Here is a 19781-nt window from a genome sequence, read left to right as displayed (position 1 = left end):
AGCCATCCGAAACCATCAACGGAGGTAGCATGAGTCAGAGCCTTGAAGATTTTCAACAATGGTTTGAGCAGCGCAACCCCAACGCGCCTGAGTTTCAGCAGGCCGTTATGGAGGTGGCCCGCTGTATCTGGCCCGAGTTGGAAGCGCATCCCAGATATCATAGTTTTAGGGTTTTGGAGCGACTCACCGAGCCTGACCGCACCATCAGCTTCCGGGTGTGCTGGGAAGACGACAATGGTGAGGTCCGGGTCAATCGCGGCTATCGGGTTCAGTTGTCCAACGCTCTTGGTCCTTACAAAGGCGGGCTGCGTTTTCACCCCTCGGTCAATGAGTCCGTGTTAAAGTTTCTGGCCTTCGAGCAAACCTTCAAAAATGCACTCACCGGCTTACCCATGGGCAGCGGCAAAGGCGGCGCCGACTTTGACCCCCACGGCAAATCAGACCGCGAGATCATGCGCTTCTGCCAGGCTTATATGCTGGAGCTGCACCGCCATTTGGGCGCGGATGTGGATATTCCCGCTGGCGATATCAATGTCGGCCCCAAAGAAATTGGCTACCTGAAAGGCGCCTTCCAACGGATTAAAAACAACACCGGTTCGGTATTAACCGGCAAGCCCCCCAGTAGCGGCGGTAGTGAGCTGCGACTGGAGGCCACCGGCTACGGACTGGTGCTCTTTGTGGTCAATATGCTGGAGCGCATTGATGATCATCTTCAGGATAAAAAAGTGGTCATTTCCGGCGCCGGTAACGTTGCGCTGCACGCGGCTGATAAGGTGCGCACACTGGGCGGTAAAGTCGTCGCTCTGTCCGACAGTCATGGCACCTTAACCTGTGAAGCCGGTTTTACCGCCGATGATCTGGATGCCATCCATGAGCTTAAAAGTGGTCGCCACTCGCTTGAGAGCTTTATGAACAACGACCAGGCCAAATGGCATAAGAATGAGCAGCCCTGGTCTGTGCCCTGCGATATCGCCCTGCCCTGCGCGACACAGAACGAACTGGACGAGAGCAGTGCCAATAAATTACTGGACAATGGCTGTTGGCTGGTCGCAGAGGGCGCTAACATGCCCTGTACAGATAAGGCTCAGCGACTGTTTCAGGATAAGGGAATTCTTTATGCCCCCGGCAAGGCCAGTAATGCAGGCGGTGTGGCGATTTCGGGGTTAGAGATCACTCAGAATCGGATGGGCATGAGCTACCAACGAGACCACCTTGAACAGCGCCTTGAAGAGATTATGCGGCGCATTCACCAGCAATGTGTCGAGTTCGGTCAGGAGCACGAACACATAGACTATGTAAAAGGCGCCAATATTGCCGGCTTTAAACGCGTTGCTGAAACCTTGGTGAGCTTCGGTATCACCTGATTAACCAATGCTGCTCCGACACTCATTCCTCTAACAGCCGCAGGTGGTATCGGTGGTAACGATCCCCTGCGGCCTGGCTGTTCCTCACTCCTGCTATCCCAAAGCATAACACTATAGTACAGAGTATTTTTTACCCGTTTTAGGCTAGAGTCAGATTCGAAATGATATTTACCTCCTGTTAACACCATAACAACAATGCAAAGGACACACGCTATGCAACAGCACAGCCTAAAACTCAGTACTCTCGCATTGGCCATGGCCACCGCTATTAGCGGTCAGGCTCTGGCTCAAGACAACAGTAATGATCAACAGAACGACGACAAAAAAGGCAAGGGCCTCGAGCGCATCGAAGTCACGGCCCGTAAAACCGTAGAGAGCCTTCAGGAGGTGCCCGTTGCTGTAACCTCCGTCGGCGAGATGGAGTTAAAAGAAAACGGTATTTCAGTACTTACGGAAGTGCAGCAGTTTTCACCCAACACCACCCTACAAACGAGTCGGGCTACTAACTCAACACTGACTGCTTTTATCCGCGGGGTGGGCCAGCAAGATCCGCTTTGGGGCTATGAGCCGGGTGTGGGGATTTATATTGACGATGTTTATATGGCTCGCCCGCAGGGAGCGGTACTGGACTTGCTTGACGTTCAGCGCATTGAGGTTTTGCGTGGTCCACAGGGGACCCTGTATGGTAAGAATACCATTGGCGGCGCGGTTAAATACGTCACCAAAGAAATGACCGGCGACATGCAGCTTAATGTTGAAGGAACGGTAGGCTCTTATAATCAACGTGATTTAAAAGTCACCGGTCAGATTCCGTTAGTGGATGACACTTTATATCTGGGTTATGGCTACGGCAATCTTAACCGCGATGGTTTTGGCGAGTTCCTTGTTTCTGCATTACCCAATCAGGACAAAGAAAACTACAACAAGGACTTAGAAGCCTACCGCCTCACACTGGAGTACCGCCCCTCCGATGATATTTTTATGCGTTTTGCCTGGGATCGTACCGACGATAAATCGAACTCCAAGGGAGGTTACCGACTGTTACCCAGCCTGTTAACCGATGCGCCCGTTCCGGATAGCAAGTACGACTCTTACACCAGCTTACCCACCAGCACCCGTGTAGAGTTGGAAGGCTACAGCTTAACCGTTAACTGGGATGTCACCGACTATTTCTCTGTGAAATACATTGGTGCCTCTCGTGAGGGGGATTCCCCCATCAACATCGACTTTGACAACACGCCGCTGGATATCTTCGATGTGCCCGCCTTTTACGATGATGAAAACACCTCCCACGAGCTACAGGCAAGCTATTTTGGTCGCAACTATAAGGTCGTCGGTGGCCTGTATGCCTATGAGGGTGAGTCTTGCGGACGCTTCGATGCGATTCTGGGTGTTTTAGGCCGGGCTCTCACTGCAGGTGCAGCGCCGGGTTTAACTCGCGAAGTGAACGGATGTAACAACAGTGATAGTGTAGCGGCCTATGCTCAAACCACTATCGACTTTACCGACAAATTCTCCCTGACTCTGGGTGCGCGCTATACCGAGGAAGAGAAAGAAGCCTGGGTGAGTAACGGTCTGGTATTTGATAATGTTTATCCCTCCAGTGGCTGGATCCCCGGCTATGAACGCCCGGGGACTGGTCAAGACGGTGTTATAGGTTCTGACGACTTGGTTCCAATGGTGTTGGGTACCGACACCGATGGCGATGGGACTATCGATGCACCTAAGTCCGAGACCTGGTCACGCTTTACTCCTCGTTTAGGAGTTGAATATCAGCTAGACAAAGACACGCTTTTCTTTGCCAGTTACTCACAAGGGTTCAAGTCCGGTACCTTTAATCCAAGGGCTACACTCAATGAGCCTGCTGCAGACCCTGAAGTAGTTGATTCTTTCGAAGTGGGCATGAAGAAGGACTGGGGCAATGTGTGGCGTACCAACATCACTCTGTTCTCACTGGATCACAAAGATCGTCAGTATGTGGGTATTGTCGGCGATCCAAACGACGCATCGGCATTGAACCAGTTCCTGTCGAATGTGGCAGAATCATCTGCAAAAGGGGTTGAAGCCGAGATCACCTATGCGGCAACCGACAACCTGACGCTCGACCTTGCTCTGGGTTATCTGGATGGTGAAATTGAGGAAAACAACGCTGTTCCACCTCTGTTAGGCCTGTCGAATACACCCGATCTCACTGCCAACATCTCGGCAAGCTACTATATGGATACCGATTTTGGCCCGCTTATCTGGAATGCCAACTACTATCACCGTGGCGATTACCGGTTGTTTGAAACCAGTGACCTGCTACTTCAAGATGCCTATGGAACGGTTAACCTCAGCGTTACCTGGGAAAGCATGGACGGTAAATGGTATGCAGGCCTGCACGGCAAAAACCTGACAGATGAGGAATACCTGGTCGGCGGTTACGACTTTGTCGGTGTAGCCGAAGATGGCAGCTACCTGCCAGGCTTAGGTGGTGATACCACCTTGATAGGTTACTACGGCGATCCGCGCACCGTTCACCTGACCGTAGGATATCGGTTCTAAGTATTCGTAAAGCCATTCACTTCAAAACGCCGCTCAACTGAGCGGCGTTTTTTTTATTCCATTCTCTCTTCCATCTCCGAACCATTAAAGTAAAGCGCTATGCAGACTCTGCGCTTCTTGAGACCCATGCGCCCTGCGCTGTCATTCATCGATAAATCCCTACCACAGAAAGAATCATATATTCTTTATTATAAAATTTATTTGAAATTATTTATTCATTGTTTTAGTTTTGTTGACCTCGTTAACAACCTGTTTCCAACTCGAGGGAAAGCGTATGAAGTCACACGCATTGAAAAAAACCGCCAGCGCCATCAGGGTCGCTCTATTGCTAAGTGCCGGAGTTCACGGTGCAACTTACGCACAACAGTCAGATAACGAAGACAACAAAGATGCCAAGAAAGATGTCGAGATTGTTGAAGTCAAAGGCTATCGAGCGTCAGTGCAACGGAGTCTGAACATCAAGCGCTTTTCCGATACCATCGTCGACGCCATCTCGGCGGAAGACATCGGTAAATTCCCCGACCAAACGGTCGCCGACGCACTGCAGCGAGTGGCTGGGGTACAGGTGCAGCGGTCTGAAGGCGAGAGTGACCGGGTCAGTATTCGGGGTACCGCGCCTCACCTGAACCTGACTTTGCTTAATGGCCAAAGTGTGGCTTCTGCAACGGCATCGGCCTCAATCGTTAAAGCCTCTCGTGGCTTTAACTACTCACTATTGCCCACTGAGCTTATCGATACACTGGAAGTCCACAAATCGGCACAAGCCAAAGTTCAGGAAGGCTCCCTGGGGGGCACTGTGATTGTGAAGACTCGTCGTCCTTTAGATGCCGAGGCCAACTCGGTGGCGTTTTCCATCAAGGACACCTATCAGGAAACCACCGGCGAACACAGTCCGACCCTGTCCGGTTTTTATACCTGGAAAAGTGAGGATGAGCGCCTTGGCTTTAACCTTGGCGGTGTGCTCAAAGAAACCACCACTCAGCGCGATGGGCTGGGCGGTACAGGCTTCAATTACTTACATGAAATCGATGGCCAGACTGTTTATACCCCGCGTGACGTGAACGCGTCTCGCTATAACGCGAATAAAGAGCTCACCACCTTTTCCTCGGCAATCCAGTATGCGTTCGACGATGACAAGTTGCTGACCTTTAATAATCTTTATTCCAGTGCCGATAAAACCAATCAGTTTTTTGCCAATGGCGTATGGATCGGCGAGAGTAGCTTTGCCGACCTGAGCGGACAGCTTGACGGTGATATTATGACTTCAGGCAACCTGTCGCCCAACAATAACGACCTCAATGCCGATCCCAGATGGCATCATTATGGTAACTTTCTGGAATCACGTTATCGCTCAACCCGTGAGAAAGGCGCTTACGACACCCGGGTACACGACCTGAAGTTTGAGTGGAACGCCACTGATTTTACCCTCACAGCTCAGGCCGGTGTAACCAAGGCCGATGGCGCTATCTCCATTCGTGCGCTGGATTTTGAGGCCCAAAGCCAGGCCAGCTTCGATATGAGCGGTGATCAGATCGACTTCACTCTGAGCCCGGATACCACTGCCGAAGACTATGTGGGCGTTTACATTGCCGATAAGAATTACGTCAACGACGAAGAAGAGGTCTACTTCCAGACTGACTTTAACTACCTGCTAAATCACAGCTGGTTTACGTCCATCGATGCGGGCTTAAGATACAGCGACCATGACAAGACCTCCCGGGTACAGCTAAACGAGCATTATCCGTGGTTCTCTTATAACGAGGAGTACAGTGGTTCGGCCTATCTGGAAAGCCTGTACCCCGGCTTTGGGGTACAGTCCATCGATCTCAATGGTTACGCCAATGGTACAGTGAATGACTTTATGGGCAGTGGTCAACAGCCCTATTTATATGCCTTTGACTTTAACGCAATGGACGGTGCGTTTGAGGAAGTCGGCCTGCTAAGAAGCTACTGGCATCCCGCTTACGCCTTAAACATCAACGAAAAAGTCACCAGTGCCTACGTTCAGGCCAACTTCGACCATGACAAGTGGCAGGGTAACTTCGGGGTTCGAGTGGCGAAAACCGACCAGCAAAGCATCGGCTTTGACATTCTTAAGCCGGACGGTTGGTTCCCCGGCGACAGACTGGCCGAAGCGCAATCTCCAGTTACGGTCGATCGCGATTACACCGATGTGTTGCCAAGTCTGAATATTTCTTACGACTGGAGCGATGAGGTGATTATCCGCTTTGCCGCCGCCAGCGTCATGTCCCGTCCGGATTACGACTTACTGGCACAGCGTAAAATTTACTCGCGCACTGGCGGCATTCAGGGTAACCCTCACCTGAACCCTACCGAGGCCGACCAGTACGATCTCTCGGCGGAATATTATTTCTCCGATGCCTCCATTCTGTCGGTGGCCTACTTCCACAAGAACATTAAATCTTATGTGACCGAGGAAATGGTCGAGACTAATGTGCTGCTCCCAGATGATGAGAACGTCAATGTGTTGGACGAAGAAGGCGTGGGTTACAGCATCTCTCAGATGGAGCTAAGAACCCCGGTTAACGGTTCCGGCGGCACCAATAAAGGGGTGGAAATCAATTTCCAGCATGATTTTGGTAACGGCTTTGGCGCCTTGGCTAATTACACCTATCAGAAAGCCGATATGGACGAGGAAGGCGCGGTATTACCGAATAACTCAGAGGATACCTATAACCTCAGCGGTTACTATGAGGCCGGTGGTATTCTGGCCCGGTTATCTTACACGTTCCGCAGTGAATACTACGCTGGCCTCGCCCGTCATATCGACCGTTACACCGACGACTACGGTCAGTGGGATGCCAACTTCGGCTACGACATCAACGACAATGTCTCGGTGACATTGCAGGTACTGAACCTGACCGATGAGAATCAGAAAACCTTTGTTGAATCGGAGCAAGGCACTCGTGCACTGCTGTCCGAATACAACTATGGGCGCCGCGCTTACGCTGGCGTGTCAGTGAAGTTCTAGTTAACGGGTTGGACTCCCTGGTCCTGGTCCTGTGTCCATCTGAGTGCCCTCTCGATGGATCTTTCGCGCCGCTCATTTGAGCGGCGCTTTTTTATTTTTTCCACCCAAGTCTCGCTCTTCTTTAGTTGTTATGCCAGCGAAAGCAGATATCCATAGGAAGCCAAGATAATGTTACTTAAGCGCTACCCGACACACCCAAGTCATCTTAAGCCGTGGATTCCTGCTCGGGGGCAGGAATGACTTATTAAAAGCTGAATTAACTGCACGGGCTACACCAACACCGTCATGCCTGCGAAGCAGGTATCCATAGGGAACCAGATAATGTTACTTAAGCGCTACCCGACACACCTAAGTCATCTTAAGCAGTGGATTCCTGCTCAGGGGCAGGAATGACGAACTAACAGCGGCGGTGAGTATCAATAAGAAGCTAGCCTTGATTTACCTTTGCACGGTGTGGGATCTTAGCTTTGGAGTCACTGCGCTTGAGCTGGACACCGGCTCGGAGACCGGCGTGACCAGCATATGGAACTATCAGCGATGATTTACTGAGCGGTCCAGGCGCCGTCGATAGGCAGGCTGGCTCCAGTAATTGAGCGGGCCGCGTCAGAGCATAAAAACAGGATCAGCTCGCCAATTTGCGAGGGCTCCATCATCTCTGGCAGTGGCTGCTTGGTGGTGACCAGCGCCCGCTTAGCGGTCTCCTTATCAATACCTTTACTGGCCGCCATATCATCCACCTGCGCCTGTAGGATTGGCGTATTCACCCATCCGGGGCAGATGGCATTAACGGTAATACCCTGATCAGCATTTTCCAGCGCCGTAACCTTGGTCAGCCCCACGATGCCATGTTTTGCCGCACAATAGGCCGACTTTTTCACCGAGCCTACCAGGCCATGCACCGAGGCGATATTCACAATCCGCCCCCAGCCTTTTTTCTTCATCACCGGCAAGGCCTTTTGTGTCGTGAAGAAAGCAGCACTTAAATTAATGGCGATGATGTCATGCCATTTTTGTTCCGGGAAATTGTCCACCGTCTCGGTATGCTGGATACCGGCGTTATTCACCAGAATATCCACCGAACCCAACTTGGCCACCGTACGTTCCAACAGGGCCTTGGTGGCCGCCGGGTCGCGCATATCCGCATCGTCAAAACAAACCTTAACGCCAAACTCACTGGCCAGTTCGCTCGCCAGCGCCTCGCCATCCTGCTGACTCATCAAGCCATGCAACATAATATCGGCCCCGTTTTGTGCCAGCACCCTGGCCGTGGCTAAACCAATGCCACTGGTGGAGCCGGTGATCACAGCCACTTTGCCTTTTAACGTCATGTTGTTCTCCTATTCGATTCGCTCTAGCAGCGACACATAGTTGGCCACCGCCGTGCCGCCCATATTAAATACTCCAGCCCGGTTGGCACTGGAAAGTTGCATATCGTCTGCCTCGCCGGCTAATTGGCGAGCGGCCATCACATGCATCGACACACCGGTCGCCCCAATGGGATGACCTTTGGCCTTAAGACCGCCAGACACATTCACCGGTAACTTACCGTCCGGATAGACCCAACCTTCTTGCAGGGCTCTCAAGCCCTGGCCGGTTGGCGTCAGTCCCATGGCTTCGTATTGCATCAACTCGGCTATGGTGAAGCAGTCATGGGTTTCCACCAGATCCAGGTCATCTAATGACCATTCGGCATCGCCTAGCCCCTGTTGCCAAACCCGGCGACATCCAGCCAACTCACTCATATCCCGGCGACTCATAGGCAGATAGTCGCTCGCCTGGGCCAGTGCCTTGATCGCCACGGTGCAATCGGAAGCATCAGACAACACCATTGCCACCGCACCGTCAGATATCGGCGAACAGTCTGACCGAAGCAAGGGTTCACTAACTCGAGGATTTTTCTCCGAAACCTGCCGACAAAAGCCCACATCGAGCGCTTTTTGCAGATGGGCCAGAGGATTTTTCAGCCCATTGGCATGATTCTTAGCCGCAATCAGTGCCCGAGCCTCGCTGGCATCGCCAAATTTTTCTTCGTATTGCCGGGCAATATACGCAAAGACATCGGCAAAGCTTCCATATGCCGACTCCTCCGCCACATAGCTCGCCCTAGCCAGAATGCGCCCCACCTCAGCGCCGGGTCGATGGGTCATTTTCTCTGCGCCCACCACCAGCACCCGTGTGGACTCGCCACTTTCGATGGCTTTAGCGGCTGCGTGAACCGCCGCACTGCCGGTAGCACAGGCATTCTCCAACCGGGTAACGGGCATAAAGCGTGCTAAAGACGGATGCTGTAATACCAAGGAGGCGGTAAAATCCTGCTCACAAAAACCAGCGTTAAAATGGCCCAGAAACACCTGATCAATATCCTGCCCGTCCACTTGAGCATGCTTTAAAGCCTCATCAATAGCGTCCACCATCAAGGCTTCCAGACTCTTTTCGTGCTTGCCAAAAGGCGTATGGCCCCAGCCCTTGATGCCGGTTCGGGTGAGTCTCATTGGACATTCTCCTGTTCAGAAGCGGCAAACTGACGGCGCAACTCGGTTTTCAGGATCTTACCGGTGCTGTTCTTCGGTAGTTGGTCGGTAAAAATATAGTGCTTGGGCCGTTTAAAACGGGCCATGGTGTCCAGGCAATATTCATCCAGCTGCTGTTCGCTCAGCAACTGCCCTGGCTGAGTGACCACAACAGCCACCACAATTTCCCCCCAGTCTGGATCCTCCTTGCCAATCACTGAACTCTCCAGTACCTGGGGGTGCTGATTCAGTACTTCTTCAATCTCACGCGGGTAGATATTGGTCCCCCCACTGATGATCACGTCCTTGGCTCGGTCCACCAGAGTGATAAAACCGTCACCACATCGCTTGGCCATATCGCCGGTCCTAAGCCAACCATCGACGATGGTGTCTTCCGTTGCCTCTGGGTTATTGAAATAGCCCAGCATCACTGCGCTGCCACGCACCTGTATCTCCCCTGGTTCACCCGGATCCACTTCATTACCCTGCTCGTCGGCCAAGCGCAGTTCAATGCCCAGCATCGGCTTGCCTACTGAGGCCATACGTTCTCGATAATTAGGCTGCTGAGAGTCAGCGTGCAGGTATTTCGGCAATGCGGTAATGCTCATGGGACATTCACCCTGACCGTAAATCTGCGCCAGCCGGTAGCCCAGAAGATCGTGCGCGGCCGTTAAGTCTCGCTGATACATAGGGCCGCCACCATAAATAATGGTTTTTAGGTTTTTAAAGGCCGAAGCGTTGCCCTTGGCTGATTCCACCAATCGTTTCACCATCGTGGGCGCAGCGAAAAAGGATATTTGCTGATAGTGAGGCATCAGCGCCATCAATTCTTCAGGATCAAAGCCGCCACTTTTTGGCACCACATTGACACCGCCGTGAGCGATGTGTGGCAGAATATAATAGCCACCACCGTGGGACATGGGCGCCGGGTGAAACACGGCATCCCCCGGTTGGATGCTATCAACATCGGAAAAGTAGCACTGGGTCATGGTCAGCAGGTTACGGTGACTTTGCATCGCCCCTTTAGGTCTGCCAGTGGTGCCACTGGTGTAAAACAACCAGGCCGGCTCATCACCGGCGCGTGAGACTAATTCCAACGGCTGGCCCTGGTTTAGGGCCTGATAATCTTCGCTGCCAATGACAAAGCGATACTCCGGCCCCTCGACAACACAAACAACATCGGCCAGTTTGTTGCTGACAAACACAGCCCGGGCCCCACTGTGTTTTAGAATGTAGCTGAAATCACTGGCATGGAGCTTGGCATTAACCGGCACCACCACCAACCCGGCATGCCATATGGCAAAATAGAGCTGCACGTACTCGGGGCAGTTGGCGCTAATGATCGCCACCCTATCGCCAGGTTGCAGACCAAGAGCTCGCAACTGACCGGCCATAACGGCACTGTGTCTGGCAAGTTGAGCATAGGTTTGTTGGGTATGAGTGCCAAGGGTCACCGCCGGACGATGGGCATAGGTGTCCCCAGACTCACAGAGTAACCGGGCAATATTCATAGGCAAAACTCAGGCTAACCGAATGAGTCTAGCCTACCTCAAACAGGCTGCTACGCCCTTAGTACCATAGTGCTATAAGTTTGAAGAGGGAAGGCCGTGCTATGACGGCCTGATGGGACTAATTTAAGAAGGTCGACAGATCCTGAACGTGAGTCTTAGTTTCGTTAATCAGTTCACCGATCTTGTCCGCAGCCTCATTAGAGTTATGAGCCAGGGTGCGTACTTCATCGGCGACCACGGCAAAGCCCCGGCCAGCTTCACCGGCACGGGCCGCCTCGATAGCCGCATTCAGCGCCAGCAAATTGGTCTGCTCTGAGACCCCGTTTATAGAGGTCACAATACCCTGTATGCGATCCAGTACTTGCGACATGGCACTGTGGGTATTCTCTATCAGCTGGTTACGCTCGGACACGTTGTTGCCATAGACCACAAACTTCTCCACATTGCCGTCGAAGTCTTTCAGTGGTGAAACGATACAATCCAGCACCACCTGGGAGTCGCCGTCGGGAATCTTCAACACCACCTGTTCGGAGCGCCCCTGACGGATCCGCTCGGCCACCTCGGACTCGGTGAATTCAAACAGATTCTTAACAGCCTTGGAAAACCGCTGGCTGTCACCGTGACTGGTCTGTTCCAGACAGTGTTGATTGCAGCGAATAACTTGCCCCTGAGGATCAAATTCGATGACCGCTGAATGTCCGTCGATGGCTTCCATCTGATTGAGTTGCTTCAGACTCTGCTGCTTGATTTCACGGATGTCCGAACTTACCCCTACAAAGCCGGTATGGTTACCGCTTTCGTCATAGGTGGGATTCACCGCCAGAATGATCCAATAAGGCACACCGTTGCGATCGTAGTTCAGGATTTCTTCATAGAAGGGCTCGCGATTCTTAATTTTGGCAGCAATGCGTTTCACGGTTTCTGGATCCGTTCCATCGCCTTGTAAAAAGCTGCCCGGTTTCTTACCGCGCACTTCGTCCAACGAATAGCCGGTTAGCGACTCGAAGCCCGGATTCACATACTGAATGCCGCCATGAGGGTCAGTGATCAACACCGATGTACTGGTATTACTGACTACCGTAGAAAGCAAAGATAGCTCCTGAGTCTTCCTTGCCTCTCGGGTCACGTCGCGGATCACCACGGCAGTATAGTTACCGTTATCCAGATTCACAGTCCGGGGGTTAAAGCTTAATACCCGCTCTTCACCGTTCACATTGATCGACAACGGCGCATCGGGCTGCATGTCTTTAATATATCCGGGCAGTCGAGCTTTGAGCTCCTGAGGATCGTGACTCTGGAAAAGTTCAAGCGCCCGCTGGTTTGCGACTATCACGTGCTCCGATTCATCCATAACCACAACCGCTTCCTGTAATTCATCCAGCACGCTGCGATAAAGCTGCTCGTCGACACGCGATACACCGGATGGCTCCAGGAAGTACAACCCCAGACTTTGATTCCCCTCAAGCACCTGGGATTGAGTAACCCGACAATATTGCTGCTGTTCTCCGAGACAAACTTCTTCGCGGCCTTTTAACAAGGCACTCAGTGACTGGCCGTCTACTGTGTGATGCAGGCCTTTGGGACCATTGGCCTCTTGCGGCAACTGCAGCAGCTGCATGGCAGCGGTGTTTGCTGCAAGAATATGGCTATCCCCCTGAATCAGGATAGCGGCCTGCTGAGCATTCTGAATCAGTGTTTTTAATAGCGTGAGCTGGCGGCGGTGGGTAAAGATCATAATATTCCCCGGTCAAACGTAACGAGGAACAGCGCCTCGCCACAACCAAACATAATGTACAGGTGTTCTACGCTCTCAGTGGGACAAAGATCATCATCTGGGTCACGCAAAGGAGGTGGGTATCAACATCAGAAATACGAACAACAGCCCCACCGTTACCCAGCGCCAGCCTCCCATCCCTTGCCAGGTCGCAGACCAGCTTTGGCTAATCGGTTTGTCACTGCGTCGTGAGATCCGTGCCGCTCGCATGCCATAAATATAGGTTCCACTTAGCGCCAGAGTGCTCAATACAGCACCAAACACAAAGTACAGAATCTTGGTGGGTAGGCCACCAAAAGTACCAAAGTGTAAGGGATCGGCGGCTTCGGAAATGCGCACATGCAATCCAAGCTCTCCGCCGTAACGACTGGATAATGCGGCACCACTGACCGGGTCGAACACCATATTGTTGGCCCTGTCGCGCACCAGTAACTGTCCGGCCTGCCCTTCAATACGCACACCTCTGTCCATAGCGAAGGGCATCAACACCCTCCCAATACGCATATCCGGGCGCTGCTGACCAAGCTCCCTCAACATCAATGCGAACACCTCGGGCCGAGGCAATACCCTCTGCTCTTTGGCAAGTTCAGTAACAGGTCGGCCATCGTCCGGATAGTCAGCCCTCAATCCCCACTGCTCTAGCAAATACCAAATGCCGGTGACGCAGAGAAGCAATAACAACCAACTACCCCAGAGACCCAGTAAGCGATGCAGGTCGCCCCAGAACACTTTGGCATTGTTGCGTCGCGGCAACCGCCACAATCCTTTCCACCACTTCTTATGCAATCCGAGGCCGGTAACCAGCGAAGTCAGCATTAAAAGCGCCGTCAGCGATACCAGGGTGACCCCTATGGGGATAGGCATCATCAGGTGCCGGTGAGTCATGCGAAAAAAGCGCTGCCAGTTATACCAACGGCCCTGCCCCTGAAATTGAGCGGTCTCGGGATGAAAAAACCAACGACCCCGGTTGCCATCGGGCAAGCGGTAAACCACCTCGGCGGCGAACCAGGGATCGACAGGGCCATTGATGGCTTCAATTTGCGCCTGCGGATCTTGTGCTCTTGCCGCTGAGTAAATCGCGCTCCAGTTAACGCTATTGTTCTCAATTTGGCTGACTCGCATAGCCGGATTGGTCAACCAGTCCAATTCGTGAGAAACCGTAGCGAAAGTGCCCGTGACCAGCACAAAGCAGATCAGGATGGCCAGTTTCAGCCCTACCCAGCTATGCCATTGATACCACTTTGCCCTGTTCAACGGTTCACCTTAACGTCAGAGGAAATTAAAAAGTTCTACTGAGCTGCACCAATACCGTCCTCGGCTCACCTGGGAAATGGCCGTTGTGGGCACTAAATCCACTGGAGGCATATTCCTTGTCGAACAGGTTACGTACATTGATCTGTAGGTCAAAACCCTGAATCTCACTGCGCCAGCTGGCATCCCAAACCGTGTAAGACTGCACCACCTGATCGCTCAGGCTAATACGCTCACCCACGTATTCCATACCGAAGGAAAACGCCGAGGCAATGGCAGGAAAATCAAACCGGGTCCACAAACCCACCGTATGTTCAGGTGCATTGGCAAACTTGCTGCCCACAGAGTTACGGATGCTGCCATCACCGCCGCCGGTGATCACCGTATCGTTGTAAGCGTAGTTAAAGGTCCCTGTCCAGTTCTTGGTAATATCCCCCACTACATCCAGTTCTATGCCTTCACTGGTGACCTCGCCAATCTGAGTCACCGAGGGAATACCATCGCCAAAGCCGGTATCGGCAGGATTAGCCAGGGTGACATTGGATTTAGTGATTTCATAGGCGGTTAGCGTCGATAATATGCGGTTATCCAACCATTGGTTTTTAACGCCCACTTCATACTGACGGGACTCTTCCGGCTCAAGCAAAGCTCCAAAATCGGAATCCAGTTCGGCGCTGGCCTGACTGCCGGTGGACTGAGGATTAAAGCCCTGGGTAATATTGGCAAACAGCGAGGTATCGCTCGTTGGCTGGTAAATCACCCCAACCCGAGGTGTCCACTGACTGTCGCTGACGCTATAAGCCGAACCGCCCAGCACCTCGTCTTTAAAATTGTCATAGCGAGCGCCTACTAACCCCAGCCACTCTTTATTAAAGTGAATCTGATCCTGGATATAAAAACCAAAGCGCTCAAACTCGTTGTCCCGATTCGGACGGCTAGTCAGCAAATAGTTTGAAGGATCGGCGCCGTATTGCGGGTTTAGAATATCCAGGTCAGGGACATTGGAAGACTCACCGCGCCCTACTTTGTATTCGAAATGATAGTCCACTAGGAAGGCGTCGCCGCCCACCAGAAGGGTGTGTTGAAGGCCGCCCAGCTCGGTCTCATAGACAAAGTCGGTGGTCAGGCTGACTTCCTGATTTTCACGCAGCTGGTCACGGTATTCGCGGATCATGCTGCGGCCATCGTCCAGTAAGCCACGGTTGTCGTGATATTGCTGAGTCCGTTCATTGTCCAGCACCCGCACCATGGTGCGGTTAGTCATGCCATTGTCGAACATATGATTGGAGATGAGCTGCAGCACGTCGGCCTTAAGCTTTTGCGAATCGCCCGGCTCGTTGGCGTTATAGCTGATGTCGGTCAGGAAGTTGCCCTGATCGTCTACCGGCACACCACGCAAACGATGTCCGCCCAAGTCCTGGTTGATATGATCCCACTGCAGGGTCAGATCCGTCCTGTTGCCCACCAACCAGGTGGCGCTGGCAGATAATTGCAGGTTCTGTTCATCGGTGTTTTTGCGGAAGGTTTCTCTGTCCTGATAAAAGGTGCCGAGACGAAACGCCGAGCTGTCGCTCATGGAGCCGGTGGCATCCACCGACGCCCCTTTCTGGCTGTAGTTACCCAGAAATAGCGCGGTTTCAACTTTGTCGTCAAATTCTGGCTTTTTGGTGACATAATTAATCAACGCGCCCGGCTCACCGCCGCCGTACAACATGCTGGAGGGACCTTTTAAAACTTCCACTCGCTCGATGTTAAACAGCTGGGGAATGGAAAAACCGGAGTAGGGGTCACCCTGGACACCGTCGTAACGCACCTGGTCCTGACGAAAGCCGCGAGCCGTTACGCCTGAGTAACTGAACTGAGATACCCCGGAAATTGACCGGTAGAGATCCGTCGTCTGTCGTGCAGCTTGATCCTCAATCAGCTCCTCACTAAGAACCTGTATCGACTGCGGGATATCCATAAAATTCGTCGGAGTCTTGGTGGCCATAGCCGACTCATCCATACGATAAAACTGGGTAGCACGCCCCAATACCGATACTCTCTCAATGCCATCTTTGGATTGGGCATTGGATTCGGTTTGTTGTGCTAAAACAGGAGCAGACAACGTGCTTAGTGCCGTCATAACAGCGACGCAAAGACGAGAATAAGAATACGACATAGTGTGTGTCCAGGTTGAGAAATTCGACGCACATGCTAATAATAATTATTCTTATTTGCAAATAAAAACTCTATGCTAACCCTCCGTCATCTGTCGATAGGTATTACTGAATACTGGCTTTCCAGCCAGGCGATCTAGTATTTCCAGCACATTTTTCAGGCCGTGTGCGGCGTTGTAATGTTCCCGAGTATATTTCGCCACAAGTGACATTAAGTCCTTATGGGGCAAACGTTGCTGTACCCGTATGAAGTACTGCGCACCAGCCCAATAGGCAGGTGGATATTGCCCCTGCTGAATCAGACTTTGAGCCTGAACCCCCAAGGGCTCGTTGGAATGAAAATAGTGCTGATATTGCCGCCAGCGCCGCTGTAACTGCCCCTCAGCGCTGCCCCTTAGCACCCCTACCTGCTCCATTAAATGATATTGCATATAGCTGGCAAAGCCCTCGGCCCACCAGCGATGCTGTTCCCCCAGGTAGGGTAAAGCCAAGTGACTCCACTCATGGTACAAAGTCCAGTCATGAGTAAAATCGTTAGCGCCGAAGTCCGTATCGACATACAGGTGCAGGCTTTTCCTGGCACCTTTCCAGGTGTGTGCCCAGGGCACCGGTTCAGCACCCCGGCGCGGATAAAGATGAATATGGGTGACAAAGGGTAAAGGGCCAAGCAACCGATGCATGGCTGCCTCACCACTATCCAGCCAAGCCCGTAGCATTGCCTGCTCAGAGGCAGAAAACTGAGACAAGCCCTTAACCAAATAGCCCTGCGCGACAACGGGCCCAGAGAGGACTGCAGCTAGCAGCATCCATATATATCGCATTGTTTTATCGCCTCTTTTACTCGACACACGGGCTCACCAGCTTCTAAGATAAGGATCATGCTGGACGTATCACAAACAACACGGACCGCCCCATGCGCCTGTTCATAACACTGCTGCTATTGACCGTGCTCCCTTGCCTCGCCTCTCCGCGGGTCGAACTCAAGGGGCTGGCGCAGTGGCATTGGGTGGAAGCCGATGCTTCTGAGCCCTGGCTGAAAAGCTGGATGCGCCGCGGCACAGGGCAAAGCCGCTATGACGACACTCACGGTCTGGAACTGGGTCAGGCGATTGTCGCCACCAAACTGGACCTTGGCTCTGGGCTCAGCCTGAAAGGCGTGCTCAATGGCGTCGCCGATCAGAATCACAGCATTAACTTTAGTCAGCTATATGGCCAGTACACCCCCTTAATCTCGCCCAACTATCAGCTTAGAGTCCGCGCCGGACTGTTTTATCCCGAAATGGCCTTTGAAAATGTCGATACGGGCTGGTTATCGCCTTACGGCACCAGCTTTTCAGCCGTGAACAGTTGGATGGCAGAAGAGCAGCGCACCGTAGGTGTTGAGGCCCGGGTCAGCTTTGGCGGCAGGCGCGCCCGCAGCCCTCATAGCTTCAGTCTGACCGGAGCCCTGTTTAAGGCCAATGACACCCTAGGCACATTGCTGGCCTGGCGCGGCTTTGCGGTACATGACCGTCAGAGTGTGCTAAACGAAACACTCGGTTTTGCCCGTTACCCATCCTTAGGACCGGGCATGCCACTGGAAAAACAGGCCGCCTGGGTAGAACCTTACCGGGAAATTGATCATCGAATCGGTAGCTACTGGGGCGCCGAATGGGATTATCGCGGCCAGAGCAAACTGCGGTATTTCTATTACGATAACAACGGCGACCCCTTGGTCCTGGGCCGGGGCGGACAGTATGCCTGGGACACCCGCTATCACAGCCTGGCCTGGCAGTACCGTTTTAACGGGCAGTGGCGATGGGTGGCTCAAGGCATCAGCGGCAATACCCTGATGGGCGCTGATATCGTGGATGTGGATTTTAGCGCCATTTACACCACCCTGGCCTATAAACAGGATGACCACCTTACCAGCCTGAGACTGGAACGTTTTATCACTAAGGATCTGGACGCCACGCCCTATGACGACAATAACGGCGATGGCCGCGCTTTCACCGCCTATTACCGCTACCAACTGTCCCCACAATGGCAGCTGGGGCTCGAATATCTGTGGATGGATACCTATCAGGCCAACCGTCAGCAGTGGTATAACTGGTCACCCAATGTCACTCAAAGACAGTGGACGGCCAGTGTCACCTGGAGATTCTAACTCCGTTCCGGCAGAGAATAAGACAGATGCTGGTAGAAACGCATCATGACCGCATCGCGCTGATTTTGGTAACCCAGCTCACGGCAGACCATTTTCAGACAATCGCTGACCTGATTCACAAATCGGCCATACCCCTTGCGATTAATATCGGTGTCCGCGGCGTAGAACACCAGTTGTACCGAATCGGCTAATCGCTGATTGTGCCACTGGCTGACATAGTCACCACCGGTATTGGCAGTATCAAAGCCCAGGTGCAGTAATTCGCCTTCCGGCCTGATATAACTGCCATCCGATGCTGCTCTCACCACGGGAATCTTGCCATTGGCAATGATCGCCAGGTGCTTGAGGTTAAACTGCCTGGCGGCGGCGAAAAACACCTCCGAGATACGTGTATAGACGAGGTTATATCGTTCTTCTGCCTGAGGAACGGAATCAAACTGAGCCAGGATACGGTTATCAACCGGCAATCTGGCAATAGCGAAAGTCTGACTGTTGGCCGTCGCCGGTAATAACATCGACTGCTGACGGTAACGCTCCGACAAGTGACGAAAGCCATGGGTCCTCGTGGCCTTATCGCCTTTTGCGGCTGAGAAGATGTCATAGGTAAGATGCTGATGGTCCTTGAGTTTAAACTGGCTCACAGTCACATTCAGCCTTTCCGCCAGCTTCGGCAGCAGTTCCACCACCTGCCGGTGAAAGCTGGAAGCCTGGTTGCGCAGCGCATCACCGGTGGCCAGAAACAGGAACTCCAGCTTGTCGCATAGCTGGTTAGGATCGTAAATGGACCGCACACCGCTGTGCCGGGCCGGGTTGTAGAAGAACAGCAGCTGTTGCTGAGTCTCTATCATTTGCGGCTCTTCAGCATAACGCACTCGTACCAGCTTATCCCTGGCGATAAAACTCACATTGTTTAGTTGCTGCTGGCGACACAGCGAGAGAAAACCGTTGCCAATAAATCGGTAAAAACCGTCATAGTCACCGTCGGCCTTATTCATCTGTCGGGCCATATTCGACATAGCTTCATCAAGCTTAAGCACCACCAGTAAGTATTGGTTTTGGCGGGCGCTGGCCGGAACGTAGACCTTATGGACGGCACTGTGCTTGCGCGTCAGCGAGGAGCGGGATGAATATTGTGTGAGCATGATGTCCCTCTGCGGTTATACAATAAATTGTGTGCAAGAGACATGCTAGGGAGCGGCCATGACAAGCCGATGAACAAACCACGACGGTTTGGTGACACGTTAAGGGGTCAGGAAACGATGATGTCAGGCGCCCCCTGAATGAAAATCAGGAGGCACCAGTGAGCGCTTTACCTACGAAAGAACATAAACAAGCCCACAACCAGGCACACGGCACCACCGATATACATTTGCATGACTTCATCGGTCTTGGCACCGGTCAGCGCTTCACTGACCTGGGACTCGACCGAGCCAGCTTGCTGGTAGCCCCAATAAATCAGGCCTGCTCCGATTACCAACAGCACCAGACTAATCACTTTTATCACGGTTTTATTCATGGTTATTTTCCTTT

Annotated in this window: 13 protein-coding genes; 4 read left to right on the top strand and 9 right to left on the bottom strand. The window is 52.6% G+C overall.

Annotated elements, in window-relative coordinates; genetic code table 11:
* Positions 1-29 precede the first annotated feature (29 nt).
* The 3 genes from gdhA (at position 30) to HMF8227_RS03455 (ending at position 6900) form a co-directional block, all read left to right on the top strand.
* Positions 30-1364 (top strand): NADP-specific glutamate dehydrogenase, encoded by a 1335-nt coding sequence (gene gdhA / locus HMF8227_RS03465; protein WP_109338856.1) that lies wholly within the window; start codon positions 30-32, stop codon positions 1362-1364.
* Between the two features lie 213 nt (positions 1365-1577).
* A complete protein-coding gene (locus HMF8227_RS03460) occupies positions 1578-3908 on the top strand; it encodes a TonB-dependent receptor (protein WP_109338855.1) in 2331 nt (776 codons plus the stop codon).
* A gap of 274 nt (positions 3909-4182) precedes the next feature.
* The gene (locus tag HMF8227_RS03455) at positions 4183-6900 is read left to right on the top strand and encodes a TonB-dependent receptor (RefSeq protein ID WP_109338854.1); all 2718 of its coding nucleotides are present in this window, start codon (positions 4183-4185) and stop codon (positions 6898-6900) included.
* A gap of 542 nt (positions 6901-7442) precedes the next feature.
* Here the strand turns inward: HMF8227_RS03455 and HMF8227_RS03450 are convergent.
* The 7 genes from HMF8227_RS03450 to HMF8227_RS03420 all read right to left on the bottom strand — a co-directional run bounded on the left by HMF8227_RS03450 (position 7443) and on the right by HMF8227_RS03420 (position 16926).
* Positions 7443-8228: a 3-hydroxybutyrate dehydrogenase gene (locus HMF8227_RS03450; RefSeq protein ID WP_109338853.1), complete on the bottom strand. Its 786-nt coding sequence runs from the start codon at positions 8226-8228 to the stop codon at positions 7443-7445.
* A gap of 9 nt (positions 8229-8237) precedes the next feature.
* Positions 8238-9392, bottom strand: coding sequence for a thiolase domain-containing protein (locus HMF8227_RS03445; RefSeq protein ID WP_109338852.1), 1155 nt, complete (start codon positions 9390-9392; stop codon positions 8238-8240).
* Positions 9389-10921, bottom strand: coding sequence for a class I adenylate-forming enzyme family protein (locus HMF8227_RS03440; protein WP_109338851.1), 1533 nt, complete (start codon positions 10919-10921; stop codon positions 9389-9391). The genes HMF8227_RS03445 and HMF8227_RS03440 overlap by 4 nt, the downstream gene beginning before the upstream one ends.
* A 118-nt stretch (positions 10922-11039) precedes the next feature.
* The gene (locus tag HMF8227_RS03435) at positions 11040-12656 is read right to left on the bottom strand and encodes a methyl-accepting chemotaxis protein (RefSeq protein WP_109338850.1); all 1617 of its coding nucleotides are present in this window, start codon (positions 12654-12656) and stop codon (positions 11040-11042) included.
* 102 nt (positions 12657-12758) lie between these two features.
* Complete coding sequence (locus HMF8227_RS03430) at positions 12759-13949, bottom strand: PepSY-associated TM helix domain-containing protein (protein WP_109338849.1); 1191 nt, start codon at positions 13947-13949, stop codon at positions 12759-12761.
* A gap of 25 nt (positions 13950-13974) precedes the next feature.
* The gene (locus HMF8227_RS03425; RefSeq protein WP_239421186.1) at positions 13975-16071 is read right to left on the bottom strand and encodes a TonB-dependent siderophore receptor; all 2097 of its coding nucleotides are present in this window, start codon (positions 16069-16071) and stop codon (positions 13975-13977) included.
* Between the two features lie 111 nt (positions 16072-16182).
* Complete coding sequence (locus tag HMF8227_RS03420; protein WP_162558480.1) at positions 16183-16926, bottom strand: hypothetical protein; 744 nt, start codon at positions 16924-16926, stop codon at positions 16183-16185.
* A 92-nt stretch (positions 16927-17018) separates the two neighbouring features.
* Between HMF8227_RS03420 and HMF8227_RS03415 the strand changes: the two genes are divergently transcribed.
* Positions 17019-18251: a hypothetical protein gene (locus HMF8227_RS03415; RefSeq protein WP_109338846.1), complete on the top strand. Its 1233-nt coding sequence runs from the start codon at positions 17019-17021 to the stop codon at positions 18249-18251.
* Here HMF8227_RS03415 and HMF8227_RS03410 read toward each other — a convergent pair.
* Together HMF8227_RS03410 and HMF8227_RS03405 are read right to left on the bottom strand one after the other, a co-directional pair.
* A complete protein-coding gene (locus tag HMF8227_RS03410; protein WP_109338845.1) occupies positions 18248-19393 on the bottom strand; it encodes a DUF3083 family protein in 1146 nt (381 codons plus the stop codon). The genes HMF8227_RS03415 and HMF8227_RS03410 overlap by 4 nt on opposite strands.
* A gap of 167 nt (positions 19394-19560) precedes the next feature.
* Positions 19561-19767: a DUF3185 family protein gene (locus tag HMF8227_RS03405; protein ID WP_109338844.1), complete on the bottom strand. Its 207-nt coding sequence runs from the start codon at positions 19765-19767 to the stop codon at positions 19561-19563.
* Positions 19768-19781: the final 14 nt, after the last annotated feature.

It is taken from the genome of Saliniradius amylolyticus, assembly GCF_003143555.1.
GTDB classification, from domain to species: Bacteria; Pseudomonadota; Gammaproteobacteria; order Enterobacterales; family Alteromonadaceae; genus Saliniradius; species Saliniradius amylolyticus.
Note: the sequence above shows the minus strand (reverse complement) of the source record. Positions and strands in the feature narration are given on the sequence as shown.

What these genes read in the sequence shown, in the direction of transcription:
- gdhA (WP_109338856.1), top strand. Translation starts at nt 30, where the DNA reads ATGAGTCAGAGCCTTGAAGATTTTCAACAATGGTTTGAGCAGCGCAAC.
- HMF8227_RS03460 (WP_109338855.1), top strand. Translation starts at nt 1,578, where the DNA reads ATGCAACAGCACAGCCTAAAACTCAGTACTCTCGCATTGGCCATGGCC.
- HMF8227_RS03455 (WP_109338854.1), top strand. Translation starts at nt 4,183, where the DNA reads ATGAAGTCACACGCATTGAAAAAAACCGCCAGCGCCATCAGGGTCGCT.
- HMF8227_RS03450 (WP_109338853.1), bottom strand. Translation starts at nt 8,228, where the DNA reads ATGACGTTAAAAGGCAAAGTGGCTGTGATCACCGGCTCCACCAGTGGC.
- HMF8227_RS03445 (WP_109338852.1), bottom strand. Translation starts at nt 9,392, where the DNA reads ATGAGACTCACCCGAACCGGCATCAAGGGCTGGGGCCATACGCCTTTT.
- HMF8227_RS03440 (WP_109338851.1), bottom strand. Translation starts at nt 10,921, where the DNA reads ATGAATATTGCCCGGTTACTCTGTGAGTCTGGGGACACCTATGCCCAT.
- HMF8227_RS03435 (WP_109338850.1), bottom strand. Translation starts at nt 12,656, where the DNA reads ATGATCTTTACCCACCGCCGCCAGCTCACGCTATTAAAAACACTGATT.
- HMF8227_RS03425 (WP_239421186.1), bottom strand. Translation starts at nt 16,071, where the DNA reads ATGACGGCACTAAGCACGTTGTCTGCTCCTGTTTTAGCACAACAAACC.
- HMF8227_RS03420 (WP_162558480.1), bottom strand. Translation starts at nt 16,926, where the DNA reads ATGCGATATATATGGATGCTGCTAGCTGCAGTCCTCTCTGGGCCCGTT.
- HMF8227_RS03415 (WP_109338846.1), top strand. Translation starts at nt 17,019, where the DNA reads ATGCGCCTGTTCATAACACTGCTGCTATTGACCGTGCTCCCTTGCCTC.
- HMF8227_RS03410 (WP_109338845.1), bottom strand. Translation starts at nt 19,393, where the DNA reads ATGCTCACACAATATTCATCCCGCTCCTCGCTGACGCGCAAGCACAGT.
- HMF8227_RS03405 (WP_109338844.1), bottom strand. Translation starts at nt 19,767, where the DNA reads ATGAATAAAACCGTGATAAAAGTGATTAGTCTGGTGCTGTTGGTAATC.